Origin of the sequence: Phenylobacterium sp. (genome assembly GCF_030651185.1) — a bacterium.
Classification (GTDB): Bacteria; Pseudomonadota; Alphaproteobacteria; order Caulobacterales; family Caulobacteraceae; genus Phenylobacterium.
The window spans coordinates 1-18179 of the sequence record NZ_JAUSCJ010000012.1 but is presented as its reverse complement, the minus strand read 5'-3'; the positions used below and the strand labels follow the sequence as shown (position 1 = coordinate 18179).

Genomic DNA, 18179 nt, shown 5'->3' with positions numbered 1-18179 from the left:
ACGGCTTTTTGCAGACCATGTCCGAACCTTTGTTCAAGGGCGTCATGCCGGCCCTGGTGACGCCGTTTCGCGATGGCGCTATCGATGAGCAGGCCTTTATCGCCCTTGTCGAGCGCCAGATCGCGGGCGGTGTCCACGGCTTGGTGCCGGTTGGCACCACAGGCGAAACCGCCACGCTTAGCCACGACGAACACCGTCGGGTTGTGGAGCTGTGTGTCGCCACCGCCGCGGGACGTGTGCCGATTATCGCCGGCGCGGGCTCCAACTCGACGGCCGAGGCCATCGAACTGGTGCGCCACGCCAAGATCGTGGGCGCCGACGCCGCCCTGGTGGTGACCCCCTATTACAATCGTCCGAGCCAAGAGGGTCTCTACGCCCACTATGCCGCGATCAACGAGGCGGTGCAGCTTCCGGTCCTGGTCTACAATGTGCCGGGCCGCACCAGCATCGACATCGCCGACGCCACCCTGGGAAGGCTCTCCAAGCTGCCGAACATCGTCGGCGTCAAGGACGCCACGGGCGACATGACGCGGGCCACCATGCAGCGCCTGCTGTGCGGGCCCGACTGGGTGATGCTGTCGGGGGACGATCCCACGGCGCTGGGCTACATGGCCCATGGCGGCCATGGCTGCATCTCGGTGACGTCCAATGTCGCTCCCGACCTCTGCGCCGCCTTCTACAACGCCGCGATGGGCGAAGACTGGAAGACCGCCCTCTATTGGCAGGATCGCCTGCTGCTGCTGCACAAGTCGCTGTTCGCCGACGCCTCGCCGGCGCCCACCAAGTTCGCCCTCTCGCACCTTGGCCTTTGCCGGGAAGACGTCCGTCTACCGATCACCGCCTGCTCTGAATCGGCGCGGCACGAGGTTCTCGCCGCGCTGCGGGAAACCGGCCTGATCTGATGGCCGGCAAGCTGATCGCCGAAAACCGCCGCGCGCGGTACGACTACTTCCTCGAGGAGACCTTCGAGGCCGGCCTCATGCTGACCGGCACTGAGGTGAAGTCGCTGCGGGTCGGGCGTGCGAACATCGCGGAGTCCTACGCCTCCGTCGAAGGTCGCGAGATCGTGCTGATCAACGCCGACATCCCGCCCTACGGCCAGGCCAACCGCTTCAACCACGAGCCGCGTCGGCACCGGAAGCTGCTGCTGCACAAGAAGCAGATCGAAAAACTGATCGGCGCCGTGCAGCGCGAGGGCCGCACCCTCATTCCGATGAAGCTTTATTGGAACGAGAAGGGCATCGCCAAGCTCGAGATCGCGCTCGCCAAGGGCAAGCAGAACCACGACAAGCGCCAGGCCACCGCCGACCGCGACTGGCAGCGCGACAAGGCCCGCCTGCTGCGCGACCGGGGCTGATGACGGGCGCCGCTCACGTCGAGACCATCGAGCGCGCGACCCTCGCCGCCGTGGCGCCGGAAGAGGTTCTGGAGATCGACGGCTGGCTCGTGGGCCTCGATCCGGGCTCCATCCGCCGCGCGGCCAGCGCCGTACCCCTGCGCCATGACCTGCCCGCCGATCCCGCCGTCCTCGATCAGATCGAGGCCGCCTATGTCCAACGCGGCCTGAAGCCGGCCTTCCGGGTCGCCGACGACCCGGGCCTTGAAGCCGTTCGCGCGGAACTGGCCCGCCGCGGCTATGCCTTCGAGCAGCCGACCCTGGTCAAGACCGCCGCCGCCGGCGCCATCGCCGCGGTCACCGATCGTCCGACCGCCGAGATCGCCGACCGCCCCGACGACGCCTGGGCCGCGGTCTTCCTGGGGGAGGGGTTCGATCCCGTCGACGGCGCCTATCGGGTCAAGGCGCTCAGCCGCGCGCCCGGCGGCCGTTTCGGCATGGTCCGGGACGGGGGCAGGACCGTCGCCGTCGGCTGCGGATCCTTTGGCCATGGCTGGGTCAGCTTTCACGGCATGCGCACCGATCTGAGCCGCCGCGGCGAAGGCCTGGCCGGCCGCGTGCTGGCGGGGCTGGCAAATGAGGCGCTGGCCCGCGGTGTCGATCGCGCCTTCCTGCAGGTGGAAGAAAAGAACACGCCGGCCCGCGCGCTCTATCGCCGCGCCGGCTTTGCGCAGGCCTGGCGCTACTTCTACTGGAGCAAGCCCGCCTAGCTTTCGATCAGCTCGCGGGCGCGCCGGAACACCGCCTCGAACATCTCGCCCGTCAGCCGTCCGGTGTTCGTGTTGAGCCGAGAGCAGTGATAGCTGTTGAGGATCACATAGGGTCCGGCCTGGAACTCCGTCCCATGACCGGGCGGCCCGGCCGAGGCCTTCAAGCCCACCGCCTTCAGCACATTGCGCCGTGAGACGTCGCCCAGGGTGACGATCACCTTCAGGCGGGGCAGGGCGGCCAGCCGCGCCGTCAGGAACGGCCGGCAGGTGTTCTCCTCGCTGGTCTCGGGCTTGTTCAGCGGCGGGGCGCAGCGCACGGCATTGGTGATCATGCAGTCCGTCAGCTCCAGCCCGTCGTCAGGGCGCGCCTGATAGACGCCCTTCGCAAACCCGGTCTTCAAGAGGGTTTCGTAGAGCATCACCCCGGCGCCATCCCCGGTGAAGGGCCGCCCTGTGCGGTTGGCGCCGGTGCGGCCAGGCGCCAGGCCCGCCACCAGCAGGCGCGCGTTCTCATCGCCGAAGGAGGGGGCGGGCCCGTTCCACCAGTCGGGATGCTCGGCGCGGTTGACCATCCGATAGGTCACCAGCCGCGGGCAGAGCGGGCAGTCCCGTGGCGGCTCGGCCACGGCGGTCGCGTTGGACATCAGGCCTCGGCGTCCGCCTCGCGGTCGGCCCCGGTGCGGCTTTCCTGGATGAAGCGCGGCAGGCGCGACGGCCGGCCGATGATGTCGGCCAGGTCGGACAGATCGATGAAGTGGTCGGCCTGACGGCGCAGGTCGTCGCTGGCCATCGGCGGTTGGGACTTCACGGTGGAGACGACGGTCACCCGCGCGCCCTTGCGCTGCACAGCCTCCACGAGACAGCGGAAGTCGCCATCGCCGGAGAACAGCACAAGGTGGTCGGCGTGGCCGGCCATTTCCAGCATGTCGACGGCGATCTCGACATCCATGTCGCCGCGCCAGCGCTTGCGCCCCTGGGCGTCGGTGTATTCCCGGGCCGGCTTGGTCACCAGGCGGAAGCCGTTATAGTCCAGCCAGTCCACCAGCGGGCGGATCGGCGAATACTCCTGATCCTCCACCAAGGCGGTGTAGTAGTAGGCGCGCACCAGGACTCCGCGCGTGCGGAACTCTTCCAGCAGCTTGCGATAGTCGATATCGAAGCCGAGCCCCTTGGCGGCCGAATACAGGTTCGCACCGTCAATGAAGAGCGCCAGCCTGTCCGTGGGGTAAAATGTCATCGGGATCGGAAATCCAAAAAGGGGGCGGGGGGCGCATGGACCTGGACGGGGCCGTCATCGTCGCGCTGGGCGGTAATATGGCCGGCGACTATGGTTCGTCCGAAGCTCTTCTTGAGGCGGCGCTCGCTCGTTTCGCCCAGGCGGGATTGCCTGTGATTGCCCGGTCGTCCTGGTGGAGCTCTGCCGCCTGGCCGGACCCGACCGCCAACGAGTATCGCAACGGCGTCGCGCTTGTCGAGACGAAGCTGAGCCCGCTGGAAGCTCTGCATACCCTTTTTTCAATCGAGGCGGAGTTTGGTCGCGTGCGGGGCGAGAAAAACGCAGCCCGGACTCTGGACCTAGACCTGATCGCCTACGGCCAAGCTTTGCTGGCGACGAACGATCTGGTCCTGCCGCATCCGCGCGCCCACGAGCGGCTGTTCGTCATGGGGCCGCTCGCGGAAATCGCTCCGGAATGGCGCCATCCGACCTTCGGAAAGACGGCCCGCGAGCTGGCGGCGGCCGTCTCCGTGGGCCTCGACGCCCGTCCCATCTCGAAAAAGCCGCAAAACGAGCCGATCTGACGCGCCATGCGGCGTTGCACAACGCCGTCAAACCCTCTATTTTGTTCGGTTCTACCCCCGACCTGAGGATTCCATGGCCCGCGTCACCGTCGAAGATTGCATCGAACGAGTTCCGAACCGCTTCAGCCTCGTGCTGCTGGCGGCCCACCGGGCCCGCGCCATTTCGGCCGGCTCGGCCATCCTGGTCGATCGCGACAACGACAAGAACCCCGTGGTCTCCCTGCGTGAAATCGCCGATGACGTGGTCGACGCCGAGGAACTGCGCGAGACCCTGATCGGCACCCTGCAGCGCGTCGACGAGCGCTCGGAAGCCGAGGAAGAGGCCGAAACCCTCGCCCTGCTGGCCGACCCGACCCACATGCAGATGAGCGAGCTGGAACTGGTCCGCGCGCTGCAGAGCGACCGCGACGGCGGCCAGGAGGAGCGGTACTGAGCCCGGAAGGCTCAGAACCCCTCACGCTTACGGCGGCGCCTCAACCCGCCGCCGACCAGAAGATTGCGCCGCCGAGTCCGGTTCGGCCTCCGCGCATGCTCCGCCAGTATGAGCTGATCGAGAAGGTCCGCTCCTACGACCCGACCGCCGACGAGGCGATCCTGAACCGCGCCTATGTCTACGCCATGCGCATGCACGGCTCGCAGAAGCGCGCCTCCGGCGACCCCTATTTCGCCCACCCGATCGAGGTGGCGGGCATCCTCACCGACTACCGGCTGGACACCGCGACCATCGTCACGGCCCTGCTGCACGACGTGATCGAGGACACCCCGGTCAGCGCCCAGGACATCACCGACCTGTTCGGGGGCGAGATCAGCGAGCTGGTGGAGGGCGTCACCAAGCTCACCAAGCTGGAGCTCAACAGCGAGCACACCAAGCAGGCCGAGAACCTGCGCAAGTTCATCCTGGCCATTTCCAAGGACGTCCGCGTCCTGATGGTCAAGCTGGCCGACCGCCTGCACAACATGCGGACGCTGCACTACATCAAGAGCCCGGCCAAGCGCGAGCGGATCGCCCGCGAGACCCTCGACATCTACGCGCCGCTCGCCCGCTCCATCGGCTGTCACCGCATCTGTTCGGAGCTGGAGGAGCTGGCCTTCGAGCACCTGAACCCGGTGGCCCGCGACGCCATCGGCCGCCGGCTGGAGGCGCTGCGCATCGAGCAGGGCGGGGCGGTCGCCGTGGTGTCCGCCGAAATCGCCGCCAAGCTGGACGCTCGAGGGCTCTCGGCGCGGGTCTTCGGCCGCGAGAAGAACCCCTATTCCATCTGGCGCAAGCTGCAGCGCAAGTCGATCGGCTTCTCCCAGCTCTCCGACATCTACGCCTTCCGCGTGATCGTGGACTCCGAGGAGGACTGCTACCGCGCCTTGGGCGTCATCCACCGGGCCTGGCCCAGCGTGCCCGAGCGGTTCAAGGACTTCATCTCCACCCCCAAGCGGAACAACTACCGCTCGATCCATACGACCGTGGTTGGCCCGCGTGGGATGCGTATCGAGATGCAGATCCGCACCGAGGCCATGGACCGGGTGGCGGAGGAGGGCGTGGCCGCCCACTGGCGTTACAAGGACAAGTCCTACGGCTTCGACGCCGAGGCCCAGGCTGACGCCGGCGGCCGCGACCCGCTGCTCAACCTGCGCCATCTGGTCCAGGTGCTGGAGCATGGCGGCGACGTCGAGGAGCTGGTGGAGCACGCCAAGCTCGAGATGTATCTCGACCAGGCCTTCGTCTTCACCCCCAAGGGCAAGCTGGTCAGCCTCCCGCGCGGCGCCATGCCGCTCGACTTCGCCTATGCCGTCCACACCGACGTGGGCGACACCTGCATCGGGGTGAAGATCAACGGCGAACTCAAGCCCTTACGTACGACTCTTCAGAACGGAGATGTGGTCGAGGTGATCCGCGGCGCCAAGCCTGTGGTACCGCCCGACTGGCGCTCCCTGACCGTCACGGGCCGCGCCCGCTCCGCCATCCGCCGCCATATCCGCCAGACGGAAAAGGAGGAGTTCACGAGGCTTGGCCGCGCCACGGTGGACCAGACCTTCGAGCGCGCCGGCAAGGCCCGCAAGGACGTCGCCCTGAAACCCGCCCTGGAACGCTTCGCCGTCGCCAGCGAGGACGACCTGTTCGAGATCGTCGGCCGCGGCCGCATCTCGCCGACCCAGGTGCTGGACGTGATCTTCCCCGGCCTCAAGGCGTCGGACCGCGAGGCGGCCACGGCCGTGCGCCGGATCGAGGGCGGCAAGGCCGCGCGGCTCTATGTGCGCGGCGGCGGCCTGACCCCCGGTGTCAGCCTCCATTTCGGCCAGTGCTGCACTCCGGTGCCGGGCGACCGCATCGTCGGCATCATCGAGCCGGACGGCGGCGGCCTGACGGTTCACACCATCGATTGCGCCAAGCTGGCGGAATACGAGGACAAGGAGGAGCTCTGGCGGGACCTGCAATGGACGCCGGAGGCCGAGCGCAACACCGTCACCCTGTCGCGCCTCACCGCCACCATCCGTAACGCGCCGGGGGTTCTGGGCCAGGCCTGCACGGTGATCGGCGAAGCCGGCGGCAACATCGTCAACCTGCGCATGCACCGCCGCCATGCCGACTTCTTCGACGTCGACTTCGATGTCGAGGTGAAGGACGCCCGCCACCTCACCCACATCGGCGCCGCCCTGCGCGCCAACCCCGCCGTCGAGACGGTGGAGCGCGGTAAAGGCTAGGGTCGCGGAGAGGGCAAAGCCCCCTCCGTCTCCTCGCGATGCTCGGATCCACCTCCCCCGAAACGCGCTTCGCGCTGGGGGAGGAATTTTCGTGCTCCCAATTCCTCCCCCAGGCCGCAGGCCGTATCGGGGGAGGTGGCGCGCGCGTCAGCGCGTGACGGAGGGGGCTAGAGCCTAAACCTCCGTCGCCACGAACCGACGCCGACCATTCTGCTGCACCGCGCAGAACGGATCGACGCAGCAGGCCGCCCGGCCAGATTCCACATAGGCCGCCTCGTGCCACCATTGGCCGCCCTTGCGGGCCGCCAGCGCCTTCACTTGCGTCGCCTGAGCATGGGCCACGTCCTTGAAGGGCGCGATCAGGGTGGCGATGTCGAACACCTCGCCGCCCTTCATCACCTGACGCACGGCCGCGGCGTCCTCGATACGGACCAGGGGATTGCCCTCCGTCACCACCAGGTCGGCCAGGGCGCCAACGGTGAGCGTTCCGAACGGCTGGTCCAGGAACTCGCCGGAGAACCGCGTCGCCGTCACCAGGGCCTCGTAGGGGGTGAGGCCGTACTTGACCATCGCCCGCAGGTTCATATGCAGACTGATCCCATTGAAATCGATTGGAGAATCGGTCCCGGTCACTACCCGTCCACCGCTCCGCAGGATGTCGCGCAGGTGTTCGACGTTCCGGGCCAGGGCCGACAGCGCCACCGAGGAATCCCCCTTCGCGGCCTGCTCCGCCCGCTCCAGCAGGCGGGCATATTCCCACGGCGGATAGAGGGCCTTGGTGCGCGGGTCGTCCACCAGGGAGCGGTCGGTCCCGTACATGGCCGAGGATGAGAACAGGGTCGGCGTTCGCCGCGCGCCGCTCTGCACGAACAGGGCGGTGACGTCCTGGTAGCTGGTCCCGAGCGCGCTGGTGGTCCGCGAATAGCCGAACCGGCTGGTGGCCCCCATGTGCTCCATGCCGTCCAGGCCGAAGCTGACCGCCGGATAGTGGTAGTGGGAGGTGACGTGCATCCCGCGCGCGTGGGCCCACTGGGTGATCTCGCGGCTGGCGGCCAGCGGCATGCGCACATAGGACTTCAGCAGGTCGTAGGAGAGCGCCTCGGCCCGATCCAGCTCCAGCTTCATCTGGCCGGTCTCGGTCACCGGCCGCATGAAGTTGTAGTAGATGCGCGAGCCGTCGATGGCCTCGCCGGTGGAGAAGTAGCGCGGGCCGACCCGGGCGCCGGCGTCCAGGGATTCCCGGTCCTCCACCATGTGATAGGCGGGCGAACCCGGCGAGCGGGTGCTGGTGACGCCCAGCGCCAGCCACAGCCGGCCCTCGCGGTCGCCATAGCCATAGCCCTGCATCTGCCGGTGGGCGTGGATCTCCACCAGGCCCGGGATCACCGTGGCGTCGCGGGCGTCGATCAGCCTGGCGTCGGTGGGACCCTGGCCGGCAGGCAGGATCGCGGCGATGCGATTGCCGTCCACCACGATATCGACGTCGTGTTTCAGGTCGGGGCCCAGGCCGTCCCACAGCTTGCCGGCCCGGATCACCGTCTTGCCCTTCGGCTTGGCGTTGGCCCAGGTCAGCGGCACGGGAATGGTCTTGGCGGTCCCGCCGGCGGCCGCGATCAGCTTCAGCTTGCCGCCCGACAGATAGAGCAGCTGGCTGGAATCCCCACTCCAGGTGGGGGCGTCGGTGACCTCGTCGGTCAGGGCCTTGGGCGCTGAGGTGAACTTGCCCTTGGCGTCCACCTCGACCGTCCACAGCCGGCTGGCGAACACATAGGCGATGGACTTGCCGTCCGGCGACCAGACCGGTCCGTCGTCGCCTCGGGTGCCCAGGGACTTGTTGGGGGCGTGGGGCTGGTAGGTCGCGGCCCCGGTGGCCACGTCCACGGTCATGATCTCTGAGAGGCCTTCGCGGAAGCGGGCGTTGTAGGGCTTGAAGGCCGCCAGCGCGAGGGTCTGACCGTCCAGGCTCCAGGTCGGCTTGCCCGGCTCCCAGATCGCCCCGAAGCGCTGCTTGATGGCGCCGGTGGCCACGTCGACGGTGTGTAGCGAACCCGTTTGATCGAGGAAGGCGATCTGCTTGCCGTCCTTGGACCAGGCGGCCGAAACCGCCGCGCCGGCGTGCCGGGTGACCTGCCGGTCGGTCCCGGCCGCCAGGTCCCGCACCCAGATGTCCAGGCTGCCGGCCTTGTCGGTGGAGTAGGCCAGCAAGGTCCCATCCGGAGACCAGGCTGGGTCGCACTTCCAGAAGCCGTCCTTGATCAGGGCCACGGGCTTGCCGCCCAGCGGCATGATCCACAGGTCGTTCAGGGCGCGGAACGCCACCGACTTGCCGTCCGGCGACAGGGCCGGGCTGCCGATTCCCACCACGGGCCGGGCCTTGGTGGAGTCATAGTCGCGCTGCTTCTTGGCGTAGCTGGCCTTGCGGACCGGCACCGCCAGGGAGAATTCGATGGTCTTCGCGCCGTCCGCGCCCCGGCGCTTGATCTTGCCGTCGGCGGCATAGACCAGGTCGCCGCCGGGCAGCCAGGTCGGGCGGAAGGGGAAGATGTCCTCGCCGGTCACCAGGGCGCCCTTGGACCCGCGCAGCTCGGCGGCGCCCGAGGCCAGCACGTGATAGACGATGTCGCTCCCGTCCGGCGTGAAGCTGGGACTGTGCAGCTCGGTAGGGTTCATGCGGTCGGCCGAGACCGCCAGGGTCGCCGCCGTCACCGTCCTGCCGCTGGCGTCGGCCACCTCGATGCGGGCGCGGTCGACGGCAAAGGCGATCTTGCTCCCGTCCGGCGACCAGCAGGGTTCGCACGCCTGGCCCTTGGCCTGGGCCCACAGCTTGATGGCCCCGGTCGCTACATCCAGCACGTGGATCGCGTAGGGGCCGCTGCTGTCGGAGGAGAAGGCGATCGACTTGCCGTCCGGCGACCAGCGCGGTTCCCGGCAGTCATAGGGGCCCTTGGTGAGTTGCCTCAGGCCTGAGCCGTCGGCGCCCACCGTCCAGATATGGAAGTTGCCGTCGCGATAGGACTGGAAGGCCAGGGTCATGGAATCCGGCGACCAGTCGGGTTGGGCGCCGTCGGTGAGATCGTCCGTCAGGCGGGTGGCCCCGCCGCCCTCGATCGGCACGGACCACATGATCCCGAACAGGTCGAAGGCGACGGCCTTGCCGTTAGGGGCCGCCGTCACCGCGATATTGGTGCCCTCCACCACGGTGACGTACTGCGGAGCGACCTCGATCGGAGGGTCCAGGGGCTTGGCGGCCGAGGCGGCCGCGGGGAGGGAGACGGCGGCCATGACCGTCCCCCCCAAGGATAGCAACCGACGACGATCCACTCCGCCGCCACGCCCGTCGTCCATCTTGCTCTCCCCGCGGTGTGGCTCAGAATTTGACGTTGAGCCGAGTGTAGTAGAAGCCGCCGGTGATCCCGAACGGCGAGTACTGGTTGAAGTAGGTGAAGGGGTTGGTTCCCCCGCGGTTCGCCGGCTGGACCACGTCCGGATAGGTGTCGAGGAAGTTGTTGGCCCCGATGGACACCCGCACGGCGTCGGTCACGTCGTAGCTGAGGTCCAGGTCGACGATGCCGGTGGGGGAGATCCGCTCATCCAGGATCGGATTGACGGAGTTGCGCTGCAAAACCTCGCCATAACGGGTGACCCGGACGTTGGCGTTGAACCCGCCGCGGGTGTAGTCGGCCGACAGGATCTGCTTCTCTCGCGGCGTGCCGACCGTGAAGTCGCCGATCCGCGCGCGGCCCACCAGGACCAGGCCGGCCGCGGCCAGCTGGGGCGGCGGGGCGGTGATGCGGTCGAACTCGCTCTTGTTGTAATTGGCCGAGAAGGTCCAGCGCACCGCGCCGAAGTCACCGAAGTCGGTCTTGTAGTCGATGACGAAGTCGACCCCCCGCGTCGTCATGTCCGCGGCGTTGGCGTAGTAGAACGCCGCCTGGCCGGGATTGAGCCCCTGGCTCACCAGGGCCGCGTTGACCGCGGCGTTGGGGCCCAGCTGCTCGCTCTGCAGGATGCGGTTCTTGATCTCGATCTGGTAGACGTCGAGGGTCGCGCTGAGCGAGGGCAGGGGGTTCATCACCAGGCCCATGGAGTAGCTGGTGGACTCCTCGGGCTCCAGCGGCTTGGCGCCCAGGGCGATGGCTGCCGGGTTGTCAGAGGGCAGGATCTGGGACGGCCCGAGCTGGGTCGGCTGACCTGGCAGGGCGACGTTGATGGTGCTGGCCGAACCGTAGTGCTGCTGCTGCAGGGACGGGGCGCGGAATCCGGTGGAGGCGGTGCCGCGAACCGCGACCCCCGAGAAGGGCTCCCAGCGCATGGAAACCTTGGCGGTCTCGGCCTCTCCAAAGTCCGAATAGCTCTCAAAGCGCCCGGCCAGCGAGATCTCGAGATTGTCGGTCAGGGCCTGCTCGACATTGACGTAGAAGCTCTTGTTGTCGCGCTCGAAGGTCCCGGCCGCGAAGGGCGGGAAGCCCGACACACCCTGGGACCCGCCGGCGGTCAACTGGCCGGCCAGGGGCGTTCCCGCCGGCGCGACATAGCCCCCCAGGACATAGGAGGCCGGCTCGCCCACCCCGATGGTGAACTCGTCCTTGCGATATTCGGCGCCGATGGCGAGGAACATCGGCTTGGTCAGCCCGATGTCGAACTCGCGGCTGAGGTCGAAGTTGGTGGTCCATTCCTTGAAGGTCAGGGTCCCCAGATAGAAGGCGCTGGGGCTGGCCGGACCGAGGGAGGCGTTGAGGGAGTTCTCGTAGTAGCCCACCTCGTTCTGGCTGAGCGTGGTGGAGAGGTCCCAGGCGAAGGACAGCAGGTTGTCGCCCTTGGCGCCCACGGCGAACTGATAGTCGCGATCCTTCAGGATCAGCCGCGGCACATAGCCGTCGGGATAGACCGCGACATTGTTCAGGATGCTGCTCGGCGGCCGGAAGGTCAGCCAGGCGGCGGTGTTGCGGCTCGACACCGTGCCGAAGGAGTAGAGCTTGATCCCGCTCTCAAGCTCGTAGCCGCCATTGTAGGCCAGGGAATAGAGCTGGGATTGCGGGCTGCCCGGGTGGGCGGTGTGGCGGCTGGCGGTGCTTTCGCGCGGGTCGGGCTTCCCGGCCACCGGGAAGTAGAGCACCCCCGTGTTGGGCGTGAAGGCGCCGCGGTCGGCCAGGTTGGTGGTGCGGGCGTCCAGGGTCAGGTTCAGGTAGCCGGTCTCCAGGAATGACAGGCCATAGTTCAGCGAGCCCTGCAGGGTCTGGCCGTCGCCCTTGCCGGTCATGCCGGCCAGGGCGGTGAAGCGGCCCCCCTGGGCGTCGTCCTTGAGGATCACGTTGATCACCCCGGCGAGGGCGTCGGAGCCGTACTGCGCCGAGGCGCCGTCGCGCAGAACCTCGATGCGCTCGATGGCCGAGGAGGGGATCAGGTCTAGGTCGGGCGGCGATTGGCCGTTCTGGGTGGTGCCGTTGACGAACAGGATGGCGGTGTTGTGCCGGCGCTTGCCGTTCACCAGCACCAGTGTCTGGTCGCCTCCCAGGCCGCGCAGGGAGACGGTCTTGATGGCGAAGCTGGCGCCGGCCCCTGAATTGGAGGTGTTGGCCGAGGGCACCAGGGTCGAGATCAGGTCGCGGGTCGATTGCTTGCCGCTCTTGGCCATCACCTCCGACGACAGGACATCAATGGGCGCCAAGCTCGTGGTCACCGTGCGCGAGGTCGAGCGCGTGCCGGTGACGATGACCTCGTCCAGTTCGGCCGAGCCTTGCGCCAGGACCGGCGTGGCCGCCAGGCCCAGGACCAGCAGGCTGGCCGCCGTCAGATATGATTTCATGCCGTCTATCCCCCGTTACGGATGATGAATTGCCTGCCCGGATGTCCTCCTTGTGGGAGCGCTCAATTTTGACAGCGGAGTTGAAAATATCCGCAAAGAGTCGCTCGTCTTCCGCGCCGGAAAAGCTCGCAAAGACGAGTCTTCTCCGGCGTTGTGCCCGCCTGATTACTTTCATGGGTGGACGGTCAGCCCCGTCCGCTCGCCGGACCAACAGAGGCGGGTAGGTGAACGCCGTCAATATACCTGAGGCGAGGAGGGAATATTGCCTCGGCCATGGCGGCGCATTCAGCAATCCTAGGTTTGCTTGCTCAATCGCACGCCAGCGTCAGGACGGGCCAGTTCGTTGGGGTTGCAGGACGCGCGAACTCGCCTCGAGCCTTGGCGAAGGCCGGTTCGACTTCAGGAGGCGCGCGCCAGGCGCGGGGCGCCCACGTAGCAGGCGGGATCGGCGTCCACCGTCACCCGGCGCATGTGCCGCCTCTGGCCCGGATAGTCGTTCAGGGCATAGTGCCAGACCGACCGGTTGTCCCAGAAGGCCACCGAGCCCGGGCTCCAGGCGAAGCGGGTGGTGAACCGCTCGCCCCGGCAATGCTCGAACAGGAAGTCCAGCAACGGCTTGGACTCCCGCGTGCTCCAGCCGTCGATCTTCATCGTGAAGGCCGGATTGACGTACAGCGCCTTGCGGCCGCTCTCCGGGTGGGTGAGCACGACGGGGTGGATGAATTCCCCGGTCACTCCCTCCGCCTCGGCGACGTTCATTGAGGAGCGCTTCTGGGCCGAGTGGCCACTGGACGAATATTCCCGCCCCGCCGAGTGGACGGCGTTGAGGGTCTCCAGCGTGGCGCGCAGGCCCGGCGTCAGCGCCTCGAAGGTGGCGGCCTGGCTGGCGAACAGGGTGTCCCCGCCATAGTCCGGCAGGTCCACGGCATAGAGGATGGAGGCGATGGAGGGATGCTCCAGGAAGCTCATGTCGGAGTGCCAGCCGCCACCGAAGTTCACCTTGTCCTGCGGCTCCTTGATCACCTCCATCACCTCGGGGTGGTCGGCCATGCCGGCGACATAGGGGTGGATGTTCAGGCGCCCGAACCGCCGTCCAAAGGCCAGTTGCTGCTCGGGGCTCAGGGTCTGGTCGCGGAAGAAGATCACCTGGTGTTCCACGAAGGCCGCGCGAATCTCGGCGATGGTCCCCTCTTCCAGGTCGCGCGAGAGATCGACTCCGGAGATCTCGGCGCCCAGGGCGCCGGCGGTGCGGCGGATGCGCAGGTTCGACATGGCTGTTGTCCTCCGGGAGGTCTGCTCGCCCCCATGGGGGGATTTCGTCATGTCCGGCCCGCCCGTTCAATCCCCGGCGTCCGCAGTTTTTCTGCCGCGGGGCCGAGAGGCGACCGGCTGGCTTTCCGGGGCGCCGAAGCTTAAGTCCGTCCGCAGGCTCCGCTTCCAAGGATACCGCCATGACCGCCAACGCCCTGACCTGGCGCGCCGCCCTGCTGGCGCTGGCCGTGGTGGCGGTGTGGGGGACCAATTTCGTGGTGATCAAGGTGGCGTTGGCCCACCTGCCGCCGCTGACCTTCGCGGCCCTGCGCTTCACCTTCGCCTTGCTGCCGGCCGTCTTCTTCCTCAAGCGGCCCGACGTGCCGTGGCGCAACCTGGCGGCCTATGGGGTGCTGATCGGGCTCGGCCAGTTCGGCATGCTCTACCTGGCCATGCAGCACGACATCTCGCCGGGCCTGGCCTCCCTGGTGGTGCAGGTCCAGGTGTTCTTCACCATCGGCCTGTCCATGTGGCTGACCGGCGAGCGGGTGAAGCGGTTCCAGATCGCCGCCCTGGTGCTGGCCACCGGTGGTCTGGCGGTGATCCTGATGCATACCGACGGCTCCACCACGCCGCTGGGCCTGGGCCTGGTGCTGATCGCGGCCGCGAGCTGGGCCGGCGGTAACATGGTGCAGCGGGCGACGCCCGGGGTGAATTCGCTCGCCTATGTGGTCTGGGCCAGCCTGTTCTCCATCCCGCCGCTGCTGATCCTGGCCCTGGTCTTCGAGGGCCCCGAACGGATGCTGCTCGGCGTCCAGAACGCCGACCTCGGAACCTGGGGCGCGGTCCTCTGGCAGTCGGTGGGCAACACCCTGTTCGGCTACGCCGCCTGGGGCTGGCTGCTGGCCCGTTACCCCGCCGCCACCATCTCGCCGCTCGCCTTCTTCGTGCCGGTGTTCGGCATGGCGGCCTCGGCGGCCCTGCTGAACGAGCCGATGCAGGACTGGAAGCTGATGGCGGCGGGCCTGGTGCTGGGCGGTCTGGCGCTCAACATGTTCTGGCCGATGCTGCGCCGCCCGGCGGCTCAGGCCTCGTAGGCGTACATGCGGTAGGGGACTTCGGCCCCCTGCGGCTTGGAGAACTTCAGGGTGTCCCCCACGAAGTGGAACCCCAGCCGCTTGAGCACCGCGCCCGAGGCCGGGTTCTCGGCATTGTGCCCGGCGACGATGCGCTTCAGCTTCACCGTCTGGATCGCGAAATCCATCAGCGCCGCGGCGGCCTCGCGGGCGAAGCCCTGGCCCCAATAGGGCTCGTCGAACCAGTAGCCGATCTCGCCCTCGTCACCCTTGATGTCGTCGATGTCGGCCATGCCGATCATCACCCCATCCAGCAGCACGGCGAATCGGTAGGCCGTGCCCGCTGCCCATTCCTCGGCGTGCAGATCGGCCCACGCGGTCATGGCCGCATCCGTGGCGGGCCACGGCGCCAGGCGCAGCATGCGGGTGACCTTCCAGTTGGACTGGATCTGCGCCATGCGCTGGGCGTCGCAGGCCTCGGTCGGGCGCATCACCAGTCGGGGCGTCGTCAAACGGATGTCGCGGCTCAGCATGGATTGCGTCTCGTCCTCCACCATCCCAGATGACAGCCTGAGGCGGGTTCGCTATGCCGCGTCAAGGAGGCGCCATCATGAACACCGAACAGGTCCTGGAAGAATTCCGCGCGGCAGGCGCCCTTCGCGAGGGACACTTCGTGCTCTCCAGTGGCCTGCATTCCGGCACCTTCCTGCAAAAGAACCTCGTCTTCCAATATCCCGACCGCACCGAGCGCCTGTGCAAGGCCCTGGCGGCGAGGATCCTCGAAGAGGTCGGCCCGGTAGATCTGTGCATTTCCCCGGCGGTGGGTGGCATCATTCCGGGCTACGAGACCGCCCGCGCCCTGGGCGTTCCGTCCATGTATGTCGAGCGGGAAGGGGGCGGCTTCAAGCTGCGCCGCGCCTTCTCCATTCCGCCAGGGGCCCGCATCGCCATGGTGGAGGACATCGTCTCCACCGGCCTGTCGTCCCGCGAATGCGTCGAGGCCATCAAGGCGGCCGGCGGCAATGTCGTAGTGGCCGCCGCCATCGTCGACCGCTCGGGCGGCCGGGCCGATCCGGGCGCGCCCTTCGTGGCCCTGGCCCGCCTGGACGTGCCCGCCTATCCCGCCGATCAGCTGCCGCCCGAACTGGCGGCCATCCCGGTGGAAGACCCGGGCAGCCGGAGACTGCACGGATGAGCCGTCTGCGCCTGGGCGTGAACATCGACCACGTGGCCACCATCCGGAACGCCCGGGGCGCCACCTATCCTGATCCGGTGCGGGCCGCCGAGATGGCCATGGCCGCCGGCGCCGACGGCATCACCGCCCATCTGCGCGAGGACCGCCGCCATATCTCCGACGCGGACATGGATGCGCTCGCCACCATCACCCGGCGGCGCGGCATTCCGCTGAACTTCGAGATGGCGGTGACCGCCGAGATGGAGGCCATCTGCCTGGCCCATCTTCCCCACGCCGCCTGCCTGGTGCCTGAGCGTCGCGAGGAGGTCACCACCGAAGGCGGCCTCGACGTCGTGAAGGGCCACAACGTCATCGCCGCCACCGTGCGCCGCTTCGTCGACGCCGGCATCCGGGTCTCCTGCTTCGTGGACGCCGACCTGGACCAGGTGACCGCCGCCAAGTCGGTCGGCGCCCAGGTGGTCGAGCTGACCACCGGCCCCTATTGCGACGCCGTCCGCGACCGCTCGCCCGAGGCGCCGCGCCTGCTGGAGAAGCTGCGCGCCACCGCGGCCGAGGCCCACCGGATCGGCCTGGAGGTGCATGCCGGCCACGGGATGGACTACGAGACCGCCAAGCCCATCGCCTCGATCCCGGAGCTGATGGAGCTGAACATCGGCCACTTCCTGATCGGTGAGGCGATCTTCGTCGGCCTGACCCCGGCCATCCAGCGGATGCGCGCCCTGATGGATGAAGCCCGCGCCGAGCGCGCCGCGTGATCCTCGGCATCGGCTCGGACCTGTCGGACATCCGCCGCATCCAGGGCAGCCTCGACCGCTTCGGCGAGCGCTTCACGAACCGCATCTTCACCGAGATTGAGCGCACCCGCTCGGAGCGCAAGCCGGACAAGGCCTCGAGCTACGCCAAGCGCTTCGCCGCCAAGGAGGCCTGCGCCAAGGCGCTGGGCACCGGCATGCGGGCCGGTGTCTTCTGGCGCGACATGGGGGTGGTCAACATGCGCTCGGGCCAGCCCACCATGGCGCTCGCCAACGGCGCACTGGCCCGGCTGGAGAAGATGGTCCCGGCCGGCCACAAGCCGGTGATCCACCTCTCGCTCACCGATGACCATCCCTACGCCCAGGCCTTCGTGATCATCGAGGCCGTGCCGGAATAGGGCTCTGACGCCTCCCGCAATCGGCGGGCGAGGGCAGGTGAGCCCCCCGTCGATTGTGCTAGGCTGGCGCGCATGACGGGGGTTTCCGGAGCATCGCGGCGCAGGGTCGCCCACGGCCAGCGCTGGTGGTTCGGCCTGGTGGCATTGCCGCTCGGCCTGCTCCTGACCCTGCCCTCGCCGGGGGAACGCCCGCCGGAGGGCCGCTCGGTGCAGCAGACCGTGGCCGCCCAGGCCGCGCCCGAGCTGTCGGCCCGGATCAAGGCCCTGGGACGCGGCTTCGATGGCCGGGTCGGCATCGCCATCCGCGACGTCGACGAAGGCTGGACCGTCGCCTTCGACGGCGACAACAGGTACCCGCAGCAGAGCGTGTCCAAGCTCTGGGTGGCGCTGGCCGCCCTCGACGCGGTGGATAAGGGGCGGATGACGCTCGGCGACACCCTGGTGGTCCGCAAGGGCGACCTCAGCATCTTCCACCAGCCGCTGCGCAAACATGTCGGCGAAAACGGCTACCCCGTCTCGGTGCTGGACCTGATCGCCGGGGCCATCGCCCAGAGCGACAACGCCGCCAACGACGTCCTGGTGGGCCATGTCGGCGGCCAGGCCGCGGTGCAGGCGATCCTGGATCGTCACCGGCTCAAAGGCGTCTGGGCCAGTCCGCCGGAGAAGGTGATGCAGACCCAGATCGCGGGCCTGGACTGGAAGCCGGCCTACTCCTTCGCCCACACCTTTTGGGAGGAGCGAGACACCCTGTCGCCCGAGGCCCGCGCGGTGAACCTCGACGCCTACCTGGCCGACCCCTATGACGCTGCCACCCCGGTGGGGATCGCCACCGGCCTGGCGCGGCTGAAGCGGGGCGACCTGCTGTCGCCGGCCTCCACCGACCTGCTGCTGAAGATCATGGGCGAGACCGCCACCGGCCCCGGCCGCCTGCCGGCGGGCCTCGCGCCGGGCTGGAGCCTGGCCCACAAGACCGGCACCGGCCAGGTCTGGGGGGCGGTGGCCACCGGCTTCAACGACGTGGGGATCATGACCGCCCCGGACGGCCACAGCTATGCGGTCGCGGTGATGATCGCCCAGACCCGCCGCCCAGTGTCGGAG

General features: G+C 68.3%; 17 protein-coding genes. 11 read left to right on the top strand and 6 right to left on the bottom strand.

Going from position 1 to position 18179, the window contains the following annotated elements; all coding sequences use genetic code 11:
- The first annotated feature begins 17 nt into the window (after nucleotides 1-17).
- The 3 genes from dapA to Q7J39_RS04115 are packed head-to-tail and all read left to right on the top strand — an operon-like array spanning nucleotide 18 to nucleotide 2106.
- On the top strand, nucleotides 18-902 hold the full coding sequence (gene dapA / locus Q7J39_RS04125; protein WP_304820729.1) for a 4-hydroxy-tetrahydrodipicolinate synthase: 885 nt from the start codon (nucleotides 18-20) through the stop codon (nucleotides 900-902).
- Complete coding sequence (smpB, locus tag Q7J39_RS04120; protein WP_304820727.1) at nucleotides 902-1357, top strand: SsrA-binding protein SmpB; 456 nt, start codon at nucleotides 902-904, stop codon at nucleotides 1355-1357. The genes dapA and smpB overlap by 1 nt, the downstream gene beginning before the upstream one ends.
- Entirely contained in the window at nucleotides 1357-2106 is a 750-nt protein-coding gene (locus tag Q7J39_RS04115; RefSeq protein WP_304820725.1) for a GNAT family N-acetyltransferase, read from the top strand. The genes smpB and Q7J39_RS04115 overlap by 1 nt, the downstream gene beginning before the upstream one ends.
- Here the strand turns inward: Q7J39_RS04115 and Q7J39_RS04110 are convergent.
- Together Q7J39_RS04110 and Q7J39_RS04105 are read right to left on the bottom strand one after the other, a co-directional pair.
- Nucleotides 2103-2750, bottom strand: a complete 648-nt coding sequence (locus Q7J39_RS04110; RefSeq protein ID WP_304820723.1) for a uracil-DNA glycosylase — start codon at nucleotides 2748-2750, stop codon at nucleotides 2103-2105. The two genes, Q7J39_RS04115 and Q7J39_RS04110, sit on opposite strands and share 4 nt — an antisense overlap.
- Entirely contained in the window at nucleotides 2750-3343 is a 594-nt protein-coding gene (locus Q7J39_RS04105; protein WP_304820721.1) for an NYN domain-containing protein, read from the bottom strand. The genes Q7J39_RS04110 and Q7J39_RS04105 overlap by 1 nt, the downstream gene beginning before the upstream one ends.
- Nucleotides 3344-3378: 35 nt before the next feature.
- Between Q7J39_RS04105 and folK the strand changes: the two genes are divergently transcribed.
- The 3 genes from folK to Q7J39_RS04090 all read left to right on the top strand — a co-directional run bounded on the left by folK (nucleotide 3379) and on the right by Q7J39_RS04090 (nucleotide 6603).
- Nucleotides 3379-3906: a 2-amino-4-hydroxy-6-hydroxymethyldihydropteridine diphosphokinase gene (gene folK / locus Q7J39_RS04100; protein ID WP_304820719.1), complete on the top strand. Its 528-nt coding sequence runs from the start codon at nucleotides 3379-3381 to the stop codon at nucleotides 3904-3906.
- A 73-nt stretch (nucleotides 3907-3979) separates the two neighbouring features.
- Nucleotides 3980-4339 (top strand): DNA-directed RNA polymerase subunit omega, encoded by a 360-nt coding sequence (gene rpoZ, locus Q7J39_RS04095; RefSeq protein ID WP_215340105.1) that lies wholly within the window; start codon nucleotides 3980-3982, stop codon nucleotides 4337-4339.
- Between the two features lie 95 nt (nucleotides 4340-4434).
- Nucleotides 4435-6603: a bifunctional (p)ppGpp synthetase/guanosine-3',5'-bis(diphosphate) 3'-pyrophosphohydrolase gene (locus tag Q7J39_RS04090; protein WP_304820717.1), complete on the top strand. Its 2169-nt coding sequence runs from the start codon at nucleotides 4435-4437 to the stop codon at nucleotides 6601-6603.
- 174 nt (nucleotides 6604-6777) lie between these two features.
- Here Q7J39_RS04090 and Q7J39_RS04085 read toward each other — a convergent pair whose 3' ends face one another.
- The 3 genes from Q7J39_RS04085 to Q7J39_RS04075 all read right to left on the bottom strand — a co-directional run bounded on the left by Q7J39_RS04085 (nucleotide 6778) and on the right by Q7J39_RS04075 (nucleotide 13681).
- Entirely contained in the window at nucleotides 6778-9885 is a 3108-nt protein-coding gene (locus tag Q7J39_RS04085; RefSeq protein ID WP_304820715.1) for an amidohydrolase family protein, read from the bottom strand.
- A gap of 85 nt (nucleotides 9886-9970) precedes the next feature.
- Nucleotides 9971-12409, bottom strand: a complete 2439-nt coding sequence (locus Q7J39_RS04080; protein WP_304820712.1) for a TonB-dependent siderophore receptor — start codon at nucleotides 12407-12409, stop codon at nucleotides 9971-9973.
- Between the two features lie 399 nt (nucleotides 12410-12808).
- Complete coding sequence (locus tag Q7J39_RS04075; protein WP_304820710.1) at nucleotides 12809-13681, bottom strand: TauD/TfdA family dioxygenase; 873 nt, start codon at nucleotides 13679-13681, stop codon at nucleotides 12809-12811.
- Between the two features lie 179 nt (nucleotides 13682-13860).
- Between Q7J39_RS04075 and Q7J39_RS04070 the strand changes: the two genes are divergently transcribed.
- Nucleotides 13861-14757, top strand: a complete 897-nt coding sequence (locus Q7J39_RS04070; RefSeq protein WP_304820708.1) for an EamA family transporter — start codon at nucleotides 13861-13863, stop codon at nucleotides 14755-14757.
- Here Q7J39_RS04070 and Q7J39_RS04065 read toward each other — a convergent pair.
- Nucleotides 14745-15269, bottom strand: coding sequence for a GNAT family N-acetyltransferase (locus Q7J39_RS04065; protein WP_304820705.1), 525 nt, complete (start codon nucleotides 15267-15269; stop codon nucleotides 14745-14747). The two genes, Q7J39_RS04070 and Q7J39_RS04065, sit on opposite strands and share 13 nt — an antisense overlap.
- Nucleotides 15270-15346: 77 nt before the next feature.
- Between Q7J39_RS04065 and pyrE the strand changes: the two genes are divergently transcribed.
- The 4 genes from pyrE to Q7J39_RS04045 all read left to right on the top strand — a co-directional run.
- Complete coding sequence (gene pyrE, locus Q7J39_RS04060) at nucleotides 15347-15931, top strand: orotate phosphoribosyltransferase (protein WP_304820703.1); 585 nt, start codon at nucleotides 15347-15349, stop codon at nucleotides 15929-15931.
- A complete protein-coding gene (locus Q7J39_RS04055) occupies nucleotides 15928-16686 on the top strand; it encodes a pyridoxine 5'-phosphate synthase (RefSeq protein ID WP_304820701.1) in 759 nt (252 codons plus the stop codon). Before pyrE ends, Q7J39_RS04055 begins: the two co-directional genes overlap by 4 nt.
- The gene (gene acpS / locus Q7J39_RS04050; protein ID WP_304820699.1) at nucleotides 16683-17081 is read left to right on the top strand and encodes a holo-ACP synthase; all 399 of its coding nucleotides are present in this window, start codon (nucleotides 16683-16685) and stop codon (nucleotides 17079-17081) included. Before Q7J39_RS04055 ends, acpS begins: the two co-directional genes overlap by 4 nt.
- Before the next feature lie 72 nt (nucleotides 17082-17153).
- On the top strand, nucleotides 17154-18179 hold a 1026-nt coding region (locus Q7J39_RS04045), incomplete at its 3' end, for a serine hydrolase (protein ID WP_304820697.1).

Coding starts and splice junctions, on each gene's coding strand:
- dapA (WP_304820729.1), top strand. CDS start 18: ATGTCCGAACCTTTGTTCAAGGGCGTCATGCCGGCCCTGGTGACGCCG.
- smpB (WP_304820727.1), top strand. CDS start 902: ATGGCCGGCAAGCTGATCGCCGAAAACCGCCGCGCGCGGTACGACTAC.
- Q7J39_RS04115 (WP_304820725.1), top strand. CDS start 1,357: ATGACGGGCGCCGCTCACGTCGAGACCATCGAGCGCGCGACCCTCGCC.
- Q7J39_RS04110 (WP_304820723.1), bottom strand. CDS start 2,750: ATGTCCAACGCGACCGCCGTGGCCGAGCCGCCACGGGACTGCCCGCTC.
- Q7J39_RS04105 (WP_304820721.1), bottom strand. CDS start 3,343: ATGACATTTTACCCCACGGACAGGCTGGCGCTCTTCATTGACGGTGCG.
- folK (WP_304820719.1), top strand. CDS start 3,379: ATGGACCTGGACGGGGCCGTCATCGTCGCGCTGGGCGGTAATATGGCC.
- rpoZ (WP_215340105.1), top strand. CDS start 3,980: ATGGCCCGCGTCACCGTCGAAGATTGCATCGAACGAGTTCCGAACCGC.
- Q7J39_RS04090 (WP_304820717.1), top strand. CDS start 4,435: ATGCTCCGCCAGTATGAGCTGATCGAGAAGGTCCGCTCCTACGACCCG.
- Q7J39_RS04085 (WP_304820715.1), bottom strand. CDS start 9,885: ATGGCCGCCGTCTCCCTCCCCGCGGCCGCCTCGGCCGCCAAGCCCCTG.
- Q7J39_RS04080 (WP_304820712.1), bottom strand. CDS start 12,409: ATGAAATCATATCTGACGGCGGCCAGCCTGCTGGTCCTGGGCCTGGCG.
- Q7J39_RS04075 (WP_304820710.1), bottom strand. CDS start 13,681: ATGTCGAACCTGCGCATCCGCCGCACCGCCGGCGCCCTGGGCGCCGAG.
- Q7J39_RS04070 (WP_304820708.1), top strand. CDS start 13,861: ATGACCGCCAACGCCCTGACCTGGCGCGCCGCCCTGCTGGCGCTGGCC.
- Q7J39_RS04065 (WP_304820705.1), bottom strand. CDS start 15,269: ATGCTGAGCCGCGACATCCGTTTGACGACGCCCCGACTGGTGATGCGC.
- pyrE (WP_304820703.1), top strand. CDS start 15,347: ATGAACACCGAACAGGTCCTGGAAGAATTCCGCGCGGCAGGCGCCCTT.
- Q7J39_RS04055 (WP_304820701.1), top strand. CDS start 15,928: ATGAGCCGTCTGCGCCTGGGCGTGAACATCGACCACGTGGCCACCATC.